Annotated in this window: 14 protein-coding genes and 1 pseudogene; 6 read left to right on the forward strand and 9 right to left on the reverse strand. The window is 52.3% G+C overall.

What is annotated here, in order from left to right; genetic code table 11:
• A complete protein-coding gene (locus ABIB59_RS19685; protein WP_039078208.1) occupies positions 1-468 on the reverse strand; it encodes a MarR family transcriptional regulator in 468 nt (155 codons plus the stop codon).
• 124 nt (positions 469-592) lie between these two features.
• A complete protein-coding gene (locus ABIB59_RS19690; protein WP_354036683.1) occupies positions 593-1,558 on the reverse strand; it encodes a quinone oxidoreductase family protein in 966 nt (321 codons plus the stop codon).
• 380 nt (positions 1,559-1,938) lie between these two features.
• Here ABIB59_RS19690 and ABIB59_RS19695 point away from each other — a divergent pair, with 380 nt between their 5' ends.
• From ABIB59_RS19695 to symE, 5 genes are all read left to right on the forward strand, one after another.
• Positions 1,939-3,108: a restriction endonuclease gene (locus tag ABIB59_RS19695; protein ID WP_354036685.1), complete on the forward strand. Its 1,170-nt coding sequence runs from the start codon at positions 1,939-1,941 to the stop codon at positions 3,106-3,108.
• A gap of 253 nt (positions 3,109-3,361) precedes the next feature.
• Positions 3,362-6,883 (forward strand): type I restriction-modification system endonuclease, encoded by a 3,522-nt coding sequence (gene hsdR, locus ABIB59_RS19700; RefSeq protein ID WP_354036687.1) that lies wholly within the window; start codon positions 3,362-3,364, stop codon positions 6,881-6,883.
• A 66-nt stretch (positions 6,884-6,949) separates the two neighbouring features.
• A complete protein-coding gene (locus tag ABIB59_RS19705) occupies positions 6,950-8,569 on the forward strand; it encodes an N-6 DNA methylase (protein WP_354036689.1) in 1,620 nt (539 codons plus the stop codon).
• Positions 8,566-10,029, forward strand: coding sequence for a restriction endonuclease subunit S (locus ABIB59_RS19710; RefSeq protein WP_354036691.1), 1,464 nt, complete (start codon positions 8,566-8,568; stop codon positions 10,027-10,029). The genes ABIB59_RS19705 and ABIB59_RS19710 overlap by 4 nt, the downstream gene beginning before the upstream one ends.
• A 350-nt stretch (positions 10,030-10,379) precedes the next feature.
• A complete protein-coding gene (gene symE / locus ABIB59_RS19715; protein ID WP_354036693.1) occupies positions 10,380-10,664 on the forward strand; it encodes an endoribonuclease SymE in 285 nt (94 codons plus the stop codon).
• A 413-nt stretch (positions 10,665-11,077) separates the two neighbouring features.
• Here symE and ABIB59_RS19720 read toward each other — a convergent pair whose 3' ends face one another.
• From ABIB59_RS19720 to ABIB59_RS19735, 4 genes are read right to left on the reverse strand one after another with little or no spacing between them, the layout of a single operon-like run.
• Complete coding sequence (locus ABIB59_RS19720; RefSeq protein ID WP_354036695.1) at positions 11,078-12,037, reverse strand: ankyrin repeat domain-containing protein; 960 nt, start codon at positions 12,035-12,037, stop codon at positions 11,078-11,080.
• Positions 12,038-12,075: 38 nt separating this feature from the next.
• Positions 12,076-12,510 carry a putative T6SS immunity periplasmic lipoprotein gene (locus tag ABIB59_RS19725; RefSeq protein WP_354036697.1) on the reverse strand — a complete coding sequence of 145 codons (435 nt, stop codon included), beginning with the start codon at positions 12,508-12,510 and terminating at the stop codon, positions 12,076-12,078.
• On the reverse strand, positions 12,501-13,025 hold the full coding sequence (locus ABIB59_RS19730; protein ID WP_039078200.1) for a hypothetical protein: 525 nt from the start codon (positions 13,023-13,025) through the stop codon (positions 12,501-12,503). The genes ABIB59_RS19725 and ABIB59_RS19730 overlap by 10 nt, the downstream gene beginning before the upstream one ends.
• Positions 13,026-13,078: 53 nt before the next feature.
• Entirely contained in the window at positions 13,079-13,726 is a 648-nt protein-coding gene (locus tag ABIB59_RS19735; protein WP_354036699.1) for a TetR/AcrR family transcriptional regulator, read from the reverse strand.
• Between the two features lie 99 nt (positions 13,727-13,825).
• Between ABIB59_RS19735 and ABIB59_RS19740 the strand changes: the two genes are divergently transcribed.
• A complete protein-coding gene (locus ABIB59_RS19740; protein WP_354036701.1) occupies positions 13,826-14,488 on the forward strand; it encodes an O-methyltransferase in 663 nt (220 codons plus the stop codon).
• A 53-nt stretch (positions 14,489-14,541) separates the two neighbouring features.
• Here ABIB59_RS19740 and ABIB59_RS19745 read toward each other — a convergent pair whose 3' ends face one another.
• The 3 genes and pseudogenes from ABIB59_RS19745 to ABIB59_RS19755 form a co-directional block, all read right to left on the reverse strand.
• Complete coding sequence (locus ABIB59_RS19745; RefSeq protein WP_354036703.1) at positions 14,542-14,949, reverse strand: type II toxin-antitoxin system HicB family antitoxin; 408 nt, start codon at positions 14,947-14,949, stop codon at positions 14,542-14,544.
• Between the two features lie 49 nt (positions 14,950-14,998).
• A pseudogene (locus ABIB59_RS19750) lies at positions 14,999-15,171 on the reverse strand (type II toxin-antitoxin system HicA family toxin).
• A 152-nt stretch (positions 15,172-15,323) separates the two neighbouring features.
• Positions 15,324-15,743, reverse strand: a complete 420-nt coding sequence (locus ABIB59_RS19755; protein ID WP_354036705.1) for a FosA family fosfomycin resistance glutathione transferase — start codon at positions 15,741-15,743, stop codon at positions 15,324-15,326.
• Positions 15,744-15,760 lie beyond the last annotated feature (17 nt).

Below are 15,760 nucleotides of genomic sequence, written 5' to 3' on the forward strand. Positions count from 1 at the left end.
TTATTTAGTCTTGTTATCTTCTTCGCGGATATTCCGCAAATTGCAGGCGATCTGATTCAATGTCGCGCTGAAAATGTCCATATTTTCAGCCGGGATGTTTTGCGCCGCACGTTCCTGACAGGCTTCAATCACACGGGTGATTTTTTCCAGCATGGCATGACCTTCTGGCGTGAGTGTCAGCAGGCGGATGCGCTTGTCATAGGGGGATGTGGTGCGCACAAGCAATCCCTGATTTTCAAGCTGCGTGAGGGTACGCATTAGCGGCGGCAGTTCGATGCCCTGCACTTCCGCCAGTTCACTGACCGAGACGTTATCGCCTAGCTGGCGAAGCTGCATCAGCACCGTCCAGCCCGACTGGGTGAGGCCGGTATCGGCAAGCGCATGATCAATGGTGGCGCGCCACTGGCGCACAATCATCGCCATTCGCATTCCCAGCGGCCTGCGGGCAAACAGTTCGTCTTCGGTCATGTGAGGTTCCTCATTAAGCGGTGAGGAGGATAATAGTTATCATGATAAGTATCAAGAAACGGAGTTGTGATAAAGCATGGAATGCGAAAGGGGAAAATGCCAGCCACACAGGCTGGCGTCGTCTTCAGGGGCGCAGAATGATGCGTCCAAGCACACGATTCTCTTCGGCATAACGATGCGCGGCCACGACGTCAGCCAGTGCGAACTGCTTGTCGATCACGACACTAAATTGCTTGTCACGCGCATCAAGAAGTAGCCTGTCTACGGACGCCCTGGCCTCTTCATACGCCAGTTCTCGCCCCCAGAATAGCCCGCTGAGGTGTTGATTCGCCTGCTGTAAGGCCATCAAATCGACATGCGGGGTTCCCCCCGCATTACCTGCCAGCACCACGGTTCCCCACTCACGAAGACAGGCAAGAGACTGGTCCAGCGTTGACCCCACGAGATCCAACACGCTGTCCACCCCGGCGCCCTCCGTCAGCCGTTTTACTTCTGCGACGATGTCCTGCTGACGGTAGTCCAGCGCCACATCCAGCCCAAGCTGAGCGAGTTGCGCGATACGCTCGCGACCGGAAAGCGTTGCCAGCACCCGTGCGCCCCGGGCCTTTGCCAGTTGAATCGCCGCGACCCCAACGCCCCCGGCTCCGCCCTGAATAAGCAGCGTGTCACCGGCCTTCAGATTCAGGCGTGAAAACAGGGCTCGCGCAGCCGTACCAAAACTGACGGGGATGACCGCAGCGGCGGCTACATCCAGCCCATCCGGGATAATCCAGGACCACGCTGCGGGGGCCATACGGTATTGCGCATGAGAACCTGCAAGGGCAATGGTTGCGACCCGTTGGCCTGGATAGCGGTCTTTCACGTTTGCGCCGACGGCAACAATGCTGCCCGCCGCCGAATAACCGGGAACTGTCCCCTGCGGCCCTGGCGCTGCAGTCGCGCGATTAATTAAATCGCCGCCCTCAAGCGCAATAGCTTCAATTTTGACCAGCACATCATCCGGGCCACAGACCGGCAGGGGCACATCGCGATAATGCAGAACATCCGGTTTTCCTGGTTGAAAATAGACTGCGGCTTTCATGGTATTCATTACCTTCTCCCCCTCGTCGTGATGCCGAAATGCAGGAGATACGCGCCATACAGGATGTAACGCCTTGTCACCTGCTACAGGTTTTGCGTACAAACTCTCAGCCTATACACTCATCCCGCAGAGGCAACGTGCGTAAATTTTAAGCGCACGAAACGTATCCTCGCCCACTACCGCCGGGAAGATCGGACGACTTTTGTTTTGATCGCGCAGCATGGCTCGCCAGGCACTTCCGGTCCGTAGCCCGGCTAAGCGTAGCGCAGCCGGGAAGCCACAACACGGCAAGCAATCGAATGAAATTAAAGATATTTAAAGGCCACAGGCACTTTATCAAACCTTAGAAAATGGCATGATGTAACAAATTACTCGGTGAATGGATTGTCATGAGAAATTATAAAGTCATTACTCCGTTGTTCCCGACCTACGCACAAACCCGGGCCATGATGAAAGCCATAGCAGGGTGCTCCGTAAAATCGGTCCGAAATATGATCACCGCCATTCAGGAACAGACCGGTACACCGCAGAACCCCGTGGACTGGTCCGAGCCGGATATCTGGCTGAAAGAAAGGCTCAGCGGCGAGGATGCGAAAATCGCCTGGCAGATCTGGAAGACAGATAACCACGTCCTTAATCCGCGCCACAGCTACGGTTGTTATATGTTTATCAACAACCCGCTTTTCGATCTGATGCAAACCCATGAGGACGGCGGCTGGTACCCCAGCGAACAAGGGCGACTCTTTCTTGCCGGGGATGAAGCCACACTTCGTCGGCTGGACGATATCGAAGGTATGCTGCAATTACTGGAGCTATTGGCCGGGCGCGAGCAGGCACGGCGCGCCGATCTGCTACCCGAATGGCAGGCGTTCTTACATCAACACTCCAAATTCGCCTCCCCCAGCTCCGTCAAAACCACCCTCTATGCCCGGCTGTATAACCTGATTGAGCGCGACCTGGTCGCCCGTGAAGGGATGAGCTACAAAATCACCGACGCCGGAAGAAAGTGGCTGGGCAAGGCGCTGCCTGAACGTAAAACCGATCCACGCAAAGAGCTGCTCGACGCAGCGAAACGCTATAACCAGCAACAAAAAGAGCTGCTGCGCGAGCAAATCAGCACCATGAATCCGTACAAGTTTGAGCATCTGGTTGGGCAATTGCTGGAAGCCATGGGCTACGAACAGGTGGAAGTCACCAAAGCCTCTGGCGATAAAGGTGTGGACGTGGTCGGTAAAGTGCAGGTCGGCATCACTACCATTACCGAAGTGGTGCAGGTAAAACGGATGCAGAACACCATCACCCGCCCGTATATCGACCAGCTACGTGGCGCGCTGCCCTACCACAAAGCCATTCGCGGCACGCTTATCACCACTGGAAAATTTGCGGCGAAATGCGCAGAAGCGGCGTTGTTTCCCGGAGCTGCACCGATCACATTGATCGACGGCGACCGTCTGCTGGAGCTGTTGATTGAAAATAACGTCGGGATCAGGCGCAGTAATGCGGTTGAGCTGCTGGATGTAGATTTACAGCTGTTTGATGAGCTGGAAATTGAGTCATAAGCACGAAAAGTCGCGGCCAGTAAGGTCGCGCCCTCTTCTTCCCATCACTCAGACATCATCACTATCTACAAATTACTCATCACTCCCATTCTTTAGCCTTTTTAAAGTGTTACGCACAACATCCTGCTCTTATAACGCTTGATAAAAAAACGTGCAGCGTTATGATTTTGGAAGACGTCTCGCAAAACGAACCTTTTCACCCTTTGCATTTTCAGCAATACGCTGCGGGTGATCGCTGCAAGGAGCTTAATCTTTGACAACCGCCAGCCCAACTCAGCAAACAAACTTTGATTTCCTGGCAGAATACGATCCGCTATTGGTTCAAATCACCGCCACCGCAGAACGGCTATTCTCCAGCGATCCCAATACCACGCTGATGAAGCTACGCCAGTTTGGTGAAGCGCTGGCGCAAAATATTGCTGCCCGGTTGAATATTAGCCGGGAAGATAATCCAAACCAGCAAGAGTTGCTCTACAGGTTGGACAGGGAATTACAGTTTGATCCTGCCATCCGTCAGTTATTTCATACGCTGAGAATTGAAGGTAATAAAGCGACACATCAGTTCCAGACCCGTCACCGTGAAGCGATGGATGCGCTGAAAGTCGCCCGAGCGCTGGCAATCTGGTTCCACCAGACATTTGGTGATGCCGGTAGTCAGTTTAATCCGGGCCCTTTTATTCCACCGCATGATCCAAGTGAACAGCTTAATAAATCTCAATCTGCCATCGAACAACTCAAACAAATCTTATTGGCAGCGAACCAAAAGCTGGAATCCAGCGAGCAGCTTCAGAATTTACTTAAACAGCAAAAAGAAGAATATGAACAGCTGGCTCACGAAATGGATATTGAGGCCAGAGAACAACAACAGTTGCTGGAAATGAGTCAGCAGGATCTACAAACGCTCCAGCAAAATTATGAAGCGAAGCTCACCGCTTTGCAGGCACAGCTTGCACAGCAAACACAGCAAGCCATTACGGCCCAGCGTAAAGAGTTTGGCCGCAAGTCCAGTTACGCCCGCAAGCACATCATTACCGAAGAGCTGACACGGATCCTGATTGACCAGCAGCTCAATGAATGGGGCTGGCTGGCAGATACTCAGGAAATCACCTGGAAAAAAGGCTCCCGCCCTGAAAAAGGGGTGAACAAAGCCATTGCGGAATGGCCGACCTTTGCCGATGACGAACATGGCAGAGCAGATTACGTTCTTTTCTGCGGGCTCACACCCGTCGCAACCGTTGAAGCGAAAAGAAAAAACGAAAATGCTGCCGGGAAAATCCCCCAGGCCGAACGCTACAGCAAAGGCTTTCAGTTTGACGCATCCATGATCCCCGCCTGGTCTGAAGAAGGACGCGTCAAAGGCTGGGAAGATGGCGTGAATAGCGTTTATCAAATTCCTTTCGTGTTCTCTTGCAACGGTCGGCCTTATATCAAACAGTCCGCCGAATATTCCGGCACGTGGTTCCGCGATGTTCGCTCGCCTGACAATACCCGCTATCCGCTGGAAAGCTTTATCACGCCAGAAGGCCTGATGGACCGCCTGCATCGTAGCCGGGCGGAAGCAGAAGCCAAATTGCATCAAGAGCCGTTTAGCTATCTTGGCCTGCGTGATTACCAGGTCAATGCGGTTAAGGCCGTCGAGTCCTCGCTGGAACAGGGCTCGCGTGAAGCGTTACTGGCCATGGCAACCGGGACGGGCAAAACACGTACCATTATTGGCTTAATCTACCGATTCCTGAAGGCCGAACGCTTTAAACGGATCCTCTTTCTCGTCGACCGTTCTGCGCTGGGCGAACAGGCGCAGGATGCCTTTAAAGAGGCTTCGCTGGAACAGAACCAGACGCTTTCACAAATCTATAATGTCGCCGAGCTGGGTGATATGGCGGCAGAAGCAGAAACCCGCGTACAGGTTGCCACAGTGCAATCCATGGTCAGCCGGATCTATCGTTCCGGCACGCCGCCTGCGGTAGATACCTACGACTGCATCATCATCGACGAAGCGCACCGTGGTTACACGCTGGATCAGGAGATGACCGAGGGCGAACTCTCTATCCGCGATAACGCCCAATATCTCTCCAGCTATCGTCGGGTGCTCGACTATTTTGACGCCGTAAAAATCGGTCTGACCGCCACCCCAGCCAAACACACCAGCGAGATTTTTGGTCACCCCGTTTATGTTTATTCCTACCGGGAAGCGGTGGCGGAAGACTGGCTGATTGACCACGAACCCCCGGTTCGCTATGAAACCCAGCTCAGCAAATACGGTATTCACTTTGAGATTGGCGACACCGTCAGTGCCGTGGATGCAGAAACGGGGGAAGTCGATACCAGCGAGCTGGAAGACGAGCTGAATTTCGACGTCGATGCCTTCAACCGTAAAGTCATCACCGAAGATTTTAACCGGGTGATCTGCGAAGAGCTGGCGAAAGAGATAGACCCTTCCGGCGATGAAAAAACGCTGATTTTCTGCGCCACGGACGCCCACGCCGATATGGTTAAGCGCCTTCTCGATGAAGCCATGGGCGCGGTCAACCCAGACTTTAATCAGGCCGCGATTGAGAAGATCACCGGCAAGAGCGATCAGGTCAGCAAGCTTATCAAGCGTTTCAAAAACGAACGCTACCCCAGCATTGGGATCACCGTGGATCTGTTAACCACCGGTATTGACGTTCCGGCGATCACCCATCTGGTGTTCCTGCGTCGGGTAAAATCACGCATTCTGTACGAGCAGATGATCGGCCGCGCCACCCGGCGCTGCGACGATATCGGTAAAACCGTCTTCTGGATCCACGATCCGGTGGATATCTACGCCACGCTTCAGGATGTGAACACCATGAAGCCGCTGGTGAAAAACGTGGGCGTCAGCATCGAGCAACTGGTTGAAGAACTATCGAATGACGATGTGCTGGAAACGGCGCTGAACAATCCGGGTGATAGCCCAACGGAAACGCAGGCGGATAGCTTGCTCAATCAGCTCAGCCAGAAAATTATGCGCGTCCTGCGTAAAGCGGAGAAAAAGGCCGAAAAACGCCCAGAAATCCGCAAAAAGCTTAATGAACTGGAAGAGCTCTGGGGCGTGGAGCCAAAGCAATTGCACCAGCATCTGCATAAGCTTGGCCCGCAGCAAGCCTCGGCGTTTCTCAAGCAGCATCGCAGTTTGATTCGTCAGTTAAGCGATGTCGGAGCCCTGCTGGGCAGCGAGTACCGCCCGGTGATTTCAGACCATGATGATGAACTCATCAGCAAAGAGCAAACCTATGGGCGCTACCAGAAACCCGCCGACTACCTGCAAAGCTTTAATGAGTTTATCTCCACGCAAATCAACCAGTCCGCAGCGCTGTCGGTGGTGATTAACCGTCCACGCGACCTGACACGTGAGCAGTTAAAAGAGATCCGTCTTTTGCTGGATGAAGCGGGCTACAGCGAGGCCAGCCTGCGCTCGGCGGTACGCACCCAGAGCAGCCAGGATATTGCCGCCACCATCATTGGGCATATCCGCCAGGCTGCGCTCGGTGAACCGCTTATTCCGTTCGAGGAACGCGTGAAGCTGGCGCTGGACAAAATCTATGCCCAGCATAGCTGGAGTAAAGTGCAGAAACGCTGGCTGGAACGGCTGGCAAAACAGCTGGTCCATGAAGTGGTGCTGGATAAAAACTTCGTAAATCACCTGTTCTCCGCCGACGGCGGAACAAAGAAGCTCAACAGCCTGCTGGACAACCAACTGGACACCATTCTCGATCAGATGAGCGATGCATTGTGGGCACCAAAATCCGCCTGATCGTGATACCCTTCCCCATCATTTTTTGACAGACAGGCCGGGTAACCGGCCTCAACCGGAATAGCTATGAGTAACAACGAAATCGTTCAGAAACTCTGGAATCTTTGTGACGTCCTGCGTGACGATGGCATCAACTACAGTGATTACGTCACCGAGCTGGTATTACTGTTGTTTATCAAGATGGTGCACGAGAATACCGAAGCGGAAACGCTGGATAAACACATCCTGCCAGAAGGGTGCCGCTGGAGCGATTTAAATAGCAAATCCGGTCTTAACCTGCTGAACGACTACAAACAAATTCTGCTGAAACTCTCTACCGGTAAAGACGCCGAAGGCAAACTGGTCCACGCCGACCCGCTGATCACCGCAATTTATGCCGACGCGCAAACGCGCCTGCGCGAGCCGCGCCACCTGGAGCAGTTGATCCGCTCGCTGGATCAGATTGACTGGTTTAGCGCGCAGAAAGACGGTCTGGGCGACCTGTATGAAGGGCTGCTAGAAAAGAACGCCGGTGAAACCAAGTCCGGTGCAGGGCAGTACTTTACCCCGCGTGCGCTGATCAACAGCATGGTGCGCTGCATCAAACCGCGGCCGGGCGAAGTGATTCAGGATCCTGCCGCCGGTACTGCGGGCTTTTTGATTGCCGCCGATCAGTACATCAAGGCCAACACCGACGATCTGTACGATCTATCGGACAAAGAGCGCGTATTCCAGAAGAATAAAGCCTTTATCGGCGTTGAGCTGGTGCCATCTACCCGCCGTCTGGCGCTGATGAACTGCTTGCTGCACGGAATGGAAGGCGATGAAAAAGGCGTGGTGCATCAGGGCAACGCGCTGGGCATGGCCGGACAGTCGCTGGCGAAAGCCGATATCATTTTAGCCAACCCACCGTTTGGTACCTCCAAGGGCGGAGAAGCCAGTATTACCCGCGATGACCTTACCTATAACACCAGCAATAAACAACTGGCCTTTTTGCAGCATATTTACCGCAACCTGAAGCCGGGCGGTCGTGCTGCCGTTGTGCTACCTGATAACGTGCTGTTTGAAGCCGGGGTCGGTGCCGATGTTCGCCGCGACCTGATGAACAAATGCAATCTGCACACCATCCTGCGTTTACCGACCGGGATTTTCTACGCGCAGGGCGTGAAAACCAACGTGCTGTTTTTCACCAAAGGCACCGACGCCGATAAATACCAAGAAGAGAATTGCACCGAAAATGTCTGGGTGTATGACCTGCGTACCAATATGCCGAGCTTCGGCAAGCGCACGCCATTTACCGAGCAGCACCTGCAGCCGTTTGAAACCGTCTACGGCGAAGATCCGCACGGCTTAAGCCCGCGTACCGAAGGCGAGTGGAGCTTTAACGCCGAAGAGAGCGAAGTTGCCGACAGCGAAGAGAATAAAAATACCGATCAACATCAGGCCACCAGCCGCTGGCGCAAGTTCAACCGCGAGTGGATCCGCAGCGCCAAATCCGATTCGCTGGATATATCCTGGCTGAAGGATAAGGACAGCATCGACGCCGACAGCCTGCCGGAGCCGGACGTGCTGGCGGCAGAGGCGATGGGCGAACTGGTACAGGCGCTGGGCGAGCTGGATGCGCTGATGCGCGAATTGGGCGCGGGGGATGAAGCGGACGCGCAGCGTCAGTTGTTGAATGAAGCGTTTGGTGAGGTGAAGGCATGAGTGGGGGGAAATTGCCGGAAGGGTGGGTAAAAAGCGACTTGGATAATATACTTCTTGCTATTATTGGTGGAGGCACCCCAAGCAAAGCAATCCCGGAGTATTATCAAGGGGATATACCTTGGATGAGTGTCAAGGATATGAATAAACATGCCCTTACAGATACTATCGACCATATCACCAGTGATGCTGTAGAAAATAGCAGTACAAATATCATTCCTGCTGGGACACCGATTATTGCGACCCGTATGAGTTTGGGAAAAATTGTTACGGCATCTTTTGATTCAGCAATTAACCAAGACTTGAAAGCACTATTCCTATCTCGCGAAGTGGATCGTAATTTTTTCATTCACTGGTATCGTTCACAGGCACAGCTAATTGAAAGTTTAGGAACTGGCACAACGGTAAAAGGAATACGCCTGGAAGTTTTGAAAGCTCTTACAATTAATCTCCCCTCCATTGCTGAACAAAAAATCATCGCCGAAAAACTCGATACGCTGCTGGCGCAGGTAGACAGCACCAAAACACGTCTTGAGCAAATCCCACAAATCCTGAAACGTTTTCGTCAGACGGTGCTAGCTGCTGCAGTAAATGGAGACTTAACTACTGAATGGAGAATGAACAATAATTCAAATATTGTTGAAGAAGAAATTGAAAAAATCAAAAATAAATTGATAGCAAAAAAAATAGTCAAGAAAGATTTAACATACTTTAAACTTGATAGAAAATATCAAATACCTTCAGATTGGCTATATGTAAAATTACAATCAATAGCTACTAAAATTACTGATGGTGAACATAAAACTCCAAAAAGAGAATCTGCTGGGCAATTATTAATTTCAGCAAGAAATATTCAAGATGGCTATCTCAAACTATCAGATGTCGATTATGTCAGTGATGCTGAATTTCAAAAGCTAAGAAATAGATGTGATCCTGATAGCGGAGATATTCTTATCTCCTGCTCTGGTTCAATAGGGCGAGTATGTCTTGTAGATGAGAACTCCAAGTATGTTATGGTTCGTAGTGTTGCATTAATCAAGTTAATGCAAGATTTTGTTATCAATAAATATATGATGTACCTACTTCAATCTCCGTTATTACAAAAAGAAATAGAGGAAAACTCAAAATCAACAGCCCAAGCAAATCTGTTTCTTGGTCCTATTAAAAACCTTGGTATCCCCCTCCCCCCGGTACCAGAGCAAGCTGAAATCGTCCGCCGTGTCGAACAACTCTTCGCCTACGCCGACACCATTGAAAAGCAAGTCAATAACGCACTGACCCGCGTCAACAGCCTCACCCAGTCGATCCTGGCGAAAGCCTTCCGCGGCGAGCTTACCGCCCAGTGGCGTGCTGAAAACCCGGATCTCATCAGCGGTGAAAACAGCGCCGCCGCCCTGCTGGAAAAAATCAAGGCCGAACGCGCCGCCAGTGGGGGTAAAAAAACCTCGCGTAAAAAAGCCTGACCGTTATTTTCAAGCGCACCTGAACCGTGCGCTTTTTTACACTTCATCCTTCAAGCTGCCTCGGCGTTGGCTGCGTTCGCTCACCCCAGTCACGTATTTATATACGCTCCTGGGGACTCGTTCTCTTGCCGCCTTGATGCAACCCGAATGATTTTGTGTATATTATTTTCCGCATTCATAACCGTCAAAGATATATCCAGTCTTTTCATGTTCATTCCCATTACAGTCTATTTTCAGCTGGACTTTCCTTCTATTCCCTGATGATATATCCAAGTATTTATCGCAAGACGCCCGTGCTGCAACACGAGCGCCTCGCTAATCACAATCCCTATTGAAAAGGAATAGAGACCATGACTACCCCGCATTCTATTGCAGAATTCACCGATCCAGAAGTCTCCCCGGAAAATAACCGTAAAGGCACCGTCAGTTACGCGAGCCGCTTTGAAGATCGCCAGCATATCCCAGCAATTATCATGAAGGGCCAGTGGCTGGAAGCTGCCGATTTTGCCACCGGTGCCAAAATCGATATCAAAGTAATGGAAGGCTGTATCGTGATTATCGCGAAGCAGCCAGAGCCGGAATTAATGCTCGCGTTACGTCAGGTTGATAAACTGTCTGCACGCAAGCAAAAGTAGGTTGAGGAATTTATTGGCGTGATCAGCGGTAAAACCGCAAATAAACAGCGAGCGTAACGCACTGAAATATGCGGAGCGCAGCCCATCGCGCTCCGCTGCTTATTCTTGCACAAGCGTGTACCAGAAATCGTTTATTCTTTTTTCGATGTCATCCGCATGGCCAGCTCCCGGCTGGCGAACAAAAACGAACGACGCCACGCTGCGGAATATACACAGTAACAGCGTGCGTCCAGGCTTCGGTGAAACCATCCAGCCTCTGCGCTCGGTATGCTGGAAACAGGTATAAACACCCTTTATCTGTGCAATCGCAAGTACGTTTGACGGCATTGAAAGGCGTTAACTGAACCTTCTTGTTCACGAATGACCATTGTTCACGCAGCATGAACAAACATATTTCGTGAACAAGCGACACCTTACCCCCGCTCCCCCGCCCCCCACATCTCCCTTAGCCACCCGGCGCGCTCCACAATGGAGGGGATGGCTTTCTGTTCCCAGAAACGCAGTGAAATATGGCCGCTGCTCATACCGCCGCGGCAAAAACGCGGGATATAGACCGCATCGTCATCAAGCATGGATGAATTGGTTCGCGCGAGCACAACGTTACGCAGCAGCGCGGTCAGCTCTTTTAGCGTGTCCGGCAGCGGGACACGGGATAACGATTTGCGCATCTCCATCCATAACCAGGGGTCGCCCCTGAGTCCCCAACCAGAGTGGTCCGGTGTCAGCAGATCGCCAATCGTTGCCCAACTGTGTTCCAGCGGAATGCATGATTTGCGTTTTTCCAATGCCAGGAGTTGGGGTAAAAATTCATCACGCCAGTAGTCGGTATCCACCCACCAGTGCGGGGGAATCGAGGCGTGGCGTACAAAGGGCGTAGAGAGCGATGTTCCCGTCATCGCCATAAAGGCGCCATAAAAGCGCTCCTTCACACTGGCCGTTGGCGAAACACACTCTTCATCACTGAGCAACATCACCAGATTGTCCATCAGCAACTTATCGGGATAATTCATCAACTCCGGCATGCCCTGGGCGAAAATCTTACGCATTAACTGGGCGAGCGTTCGCGGGGCCGGATAAAGCACAAACCACAGATCCTGGCGCTGTGTGTGCTTCTTAACGGCAATGTCATACGCCGTTTGCTGTTTATCGTGCGTCTTGAGCTGGGTATCCGCGCCGAACTGCAACAAGCGCCCAATGACCGTTAAATCCGCACCGTGCCACGCGGCCTGATGCAGCGCGGAATAGCCTTTTTTCTGCGAAACATGATTAATCAGCGAGGGATATTGTTCGAGGACAGCCAGGACCTCATCCCACTTCCCCTGCCATGCATTAAGAGAAAGCTGGCCTGCCGCCAGCGCCAGAGAATCGGCCATGGAGCCTCCTTTTTGCTGTTCCGTCTTACTTTCATCCTTTAGCGAGTGATTTCACTGTTTGCTAAGGGGAAGACACTTATTTCCCCTTTTGAAACGTCAACCCCTACCACTACGCTGCGTGTCGGCGGGCTTTGGGTTCTCGATTTGAGGATGTACTTAACGATAAATTGCCCGTCGCTGGCGAAAGTATAGAAAGAGGGCAGAATACACAGTTGCGCATCTTTAACCTTTAAGGGCGGCATCAAAGTATATTTATGTTTCGGGGGCGGAATATTGCGCGGATTAATAGAGATAAATACCGGCTGGTAATCTCCCGCATGATGAACGGCAAAACAGACTTCATTATTCGCTGTACGCCTCACCGAGGTGGTTTCATCGGGCCTTAGCCTGTCGCCTGAGCCCGGACAGCCAGTCAGTGCCAGCAGGGACGCCAGTAATAACATACCGCGTGTTATCCCCTTTTTTAGCACCATGGAAACCCCTGCAACGTTTTTTGATATTCAGGCAACATGCGGGACTCACGGAGATCCCCGTCAAGCGTCACATCGCCTCTCGCTCTTAATGCCATCCAGGAAGCATAGCCGTAAGTTTTGAGAATGAAATAATCGGCAATGATTTGTGCCTGCTGTTCCATCGAATAACGTCGTAAAGGTCGCCCATTTAAATGGTAGCGGTAACTTACCAGCCCACTGACTAAGCCATTTACACGCACATTCATGCCGCGGTTACGCTGCCAGATATGGCTGAGTTCATGAATGAAAATATGCTGAAAAGGATGCGACTCTCGCGAAAAATCGTTCCGGTACCATTCGCGAAAATAGAGCTCGCCATCGGGGGCCATTCCCGCACTTTGCGGCTGTAAGCCAAACGGGAAATAGCTTTCGTGATGCACCCAGACTTTATGGTATTCAATACTATTACCGAAGACACTTCTGGCCAGACGGATCTCGCCCGGCTGCAATAACCGCTGACTCCCTTCCCCGTCCATAGACACCCTCTGATTATGGCGACCTCATATATATAAACCTTACGAATGATTTTTCAATCGCCGCGGCGTGACATTTCGTCTTTCAACTGCAGATATCCGCACACCATTTCCCCCAGTTCTGCCGCAAACGCGGTGATCTCCGCCTCGCTACGCGGCACAGAAGAGAACGCCTTGCCCACCGCGCCAATGGTGGTGGTCACCAGTTCGCAGACCTGCGCCTGTCTGGCGGGCGTCTCACTCGGTAACACCTCCTGCACAAAGGTCTGAAAGATACCTTCCCCCGCGGCTTTTGCTGCCATCACCTCCGGCGCATCGCGATACAACGGCGCAGCATCATCCAGTGCGGTGCGCATCGCAGCCTCTTCACACTCCGAGCGCACAAAAGCCAGCACCAGCGTGCGCATTCGCTGGAGTGGCGGATAATGGGTGTCCTGCAAAATCTCCCGCATCAGTGCGGACGTACGCTGCCACTCTTCAAGCTGGAGCTGGAAAAGAATCGAAGCTTTATTGGGAAAGTACTGATACACCGAACCAACGCTGACGCCCGCACGTTCGGCCACCCGCGCGGTGGTAAAACGCGGTGCTCCTTCCTCAGCTAAAACCTGAATAGCGGCTTCCAGGATTGCCGTCACCAGCGCGGTAGAACGTGCCTGACGCGGCTGTTTTCGTGAGGAAATACGCGGGGTTGAACGGGATATCATCGGGTGAGTCTCCAGCGAAAGGAATGCGAATAGTGAATGTGACGAATCCATCATATTCTAAATGCGAATAATTCGTCATATTTTATACTGGAGTCCTGCATGACCATGACCACCCTCACCACCGCACCGCTGGCCCTGTTGCTGGAACGTCTGTTTGCCGAAGCCGAGGCAACCACCAGCCCCGTACTGGATGATGTTTCCGAAGAGGAACAGATGCGCCTGTTACAAAGCAAAACCGACTACCGGGATCTGTACGGGCGCCTGAAAGATCTGTGGCTACCGGTGTCAAAAGAGACCGGCACACTGCTGTATATGCTGGCGCGCAGCAGTAACGCGCGCACTATTGTCGAGTACGGCACCTCGTTTGGGATCTCCGCGCTCCATCTGGCGGCGGCACTGCGTGATAACGGTGGCGGCAGGTTGATTACCTGCGAGTTCGAGCCCTCCAAAGCGGCGCGCGCCCGGCAGCATTTTAACCTGGGTGGCGTGAGCGATCTGATTGAGATCCGCGAAGGCGATGCGCTGGAAACCCTGCGTCAGGATCTGCCTGAATCGATTGATCTGGTGCTGCTCGACGGCGCGAAATCGCTCTACCCAGAAATTCTGGCGTTACTGGAGCCGCACCTGAGAAAAGGCGCGCTGATCGTCGCCGATAACGCCGATTATTACCCGCCGTATCTGAAAAAAGTCCGCTCGCCAGAAAATGGTTATTTGTCGACGCCGTTTAGCGAGGATGTGGAGCTGTCTGTCTGGCTGGGATGAGGGATTGAAAGCCCGCCGTGTAAGGCGGGCCGCACGCACCACTGAAAAAGAGGTTACGCGCTTTTTTGAAGCTCCCGGCGCGCCAGATCGGCAAAGAAACCACTTCGCGATCCGTACTCCCGATGAAGCTCAACATAGATGTCTATTTTTACTAATAAATTTTGCGGCAATGTAATATTTAACTTCACCGCTTTACTGTCATATTTGCTTAAATCAACATCGACATAAGCCCAAATACCACCCTGGCAATCTTCATCATTCATATGCACGGAAATGCTCTGCGCCTGTGGCACGAGTTCTCCTTTCTCAGTGACATAATCCAGATGAGCGTCGATCGCATTCCAGGCATCAGCGATCGCGGCATCAATCGTTTCACCTGCGAAATAGCAGCCCGTGATGTCCGGTACAAATCCGGAGAAACTGCCGCTATCAGCCTGATGCAGATAGATCGGAAATTTCATGGTTTACCTCTATTAAGATTGAAAGGGCACCGGCCCGGTGCCGCTTTAATTACATTTGTTTCAGGATCTTCTGCAATGTTCCCTTTGCAATATCCTTTTCAGGGTGAGGTACCGTAATGACATACGCTACCCCTCCTTCACGAACGTGTGGTGACTTCCTTTCACCCGGTCAAGAACCCAGCCACGCTCTTGCAGTTGTTTCATGAGTTCTCTGCTTGTCATCCCTTTCGATAATGTCTCCCTTTTAACAGCGCAAAGAGAGTATACCCACTATCCACACCAGCACCAATGCATTTGTAGGTATAGTGGGTATAAATAGTATTCAGCGCATGTAGCCATCCGGGATTTCCCCGGTGGCGCTGCGCTTACCGGGGCTACTCGTCAAAAAACACCATCCCCTTGTATGGCTTCGCGCGGCAGGCGGCCAGCCGTTGCGCGAGGCTACCCACGTGGGCTTCCAGCTTGTGCCCGTCCGGGTCGAGAAAATAGAACGACTCCCCTTCGCTTCTGTTCTCTTTCCACGACGTTACCCCCGCTTGCGTAAGGCGTGCCACAAACGTAGCAAAATCATTTACATCGATACTAAAGGCATAGTGGGTATAGTCGCTCTCCTGCGGGGCGATGTACCACCGCTGCGCGTCCAGCGACAGGCAGAGCCACAGATCGCCACAGCGCAGATACGCGCCGTTATCCCAGCGTGCATGCAGGGGTAACCCCAACAGATGATGGTAAAAACCGATGCTGCTGGCGATATCGCTGACCGCCAGCGTCAGGTGATTCAGACCGTTTAACATGTTGTCATCTCAGCAGA

It is taken from the genome of Citrobacter sp. UYEF32, from assembly GCF_040546205.1.
Taxonomy (GTDB): domain Bacteria; phylum Pseudomonadota; class Gammaproteobacteria; order Enterobacterales; family Enterobacteriaceae; genus Phytobacter; species Phytobacter diazotrophicus.

What these genes read in the sequence shown, in the direction of transcription:
- ABIB59_RS19710 (WP_354036691.1), top strand. Translation starts at nt 8,566, where the DNA reads ATGAGTGGGGGGAAATTGCCGGAAGGGTGGGTAAAAAGCGACTTGGAT.
- ABIB59_RS19720 (WP_354036695.1), bottom strand. Translation starts at nt 12,037, where the DNA reads ATGGCCGATTCTCTGGCGCTGGCGGCAGGCCAGCTTTCTCTTAATGCA.
- ABIB59_RS19690 (WP_354036683.1), bottom strand. Translation starts at nt 1,558, where the DNA reads ATGAATACCATGAAAGCCGCAGTCTATTTTCAACCAGGAAAACCGGAT.
- ABIB59_RS19730 (WP_039078200.1), bottom strand. Translation starts at nt 13,025, where the DNA reads ATGGACGGGGAAGGGAGTCAGCGGTTATTGCAGCCGGGCGAGATCCGT.
- ABIB59_RS19685 (WP_039078208.1), bottom strand. Translation starts at nt 468, where the DNA reads ATGACCGAAGACGAACTGTTTGCCCGCAGGCCGCTGGGAATGCGAATG.
- ABIB59_RS19725 (WP_354036697.1), bottom strand. Translation starts at nt 12,510, where the DNA reads ATGGTGCTAAAAAAGGGGATAACACGCGGTATGTTATTACTGGCGTCC.
- ABIB59_RS19695 (WP_354036685.1), top strand. Translation starts at nt 1,939, where the DNA reads ATGAGAAATTATAAAGTCATTACTCCGTTGTTCCCGACCTACGCACAA.
- ABIB59_RS19755 (WP_354036705.1), bottom strand. Translation starts at nt 15,743, where the DNA reads ATGTTAAACGGTCTGAATCACCTGACGCTGGCGGTCAGCGATATCGCC.
- ABIB59_RS19740 (WP_354036701.1), top strand. Translation starts at nt 13,826, where the DNA reads ATGACCATGACCACCCTCACCACCGCACCGCTGGCCCTGTTGCTGGAA.
- symE (WP_354036693.1), top strand. Translation starts at nt 10,380, where the DNA reads ATGACTACCCCGCATTCTATTGCAGAATTCACCGATCCAGAAGTCTCC.
- ABIB59_RS19705 (WP_354036689.1), top strand. Translation starts at nt 6,950, where the DNA reads ATGAGTAACAACGAAATCGTTCAGAAACTCTGGAATCTTTGTGACGTC.
- ABIB59_RS19735 (WP_354036699.1), bottom strand. Translation starts at nt 13,726, where the DNA reads ATGATATCCCGTTCAACCCCGCGTATTTCCTCACGAAAACAGCCGCGT.
- ABIB59_RS19745 (WP_354036703.1), bottom strand. Translation starts at nt 14,949, where the DNA reads ATGAAATTTCCGATCTATCTGCATCAGGCTGATAGCGGCAGTTTCTCC.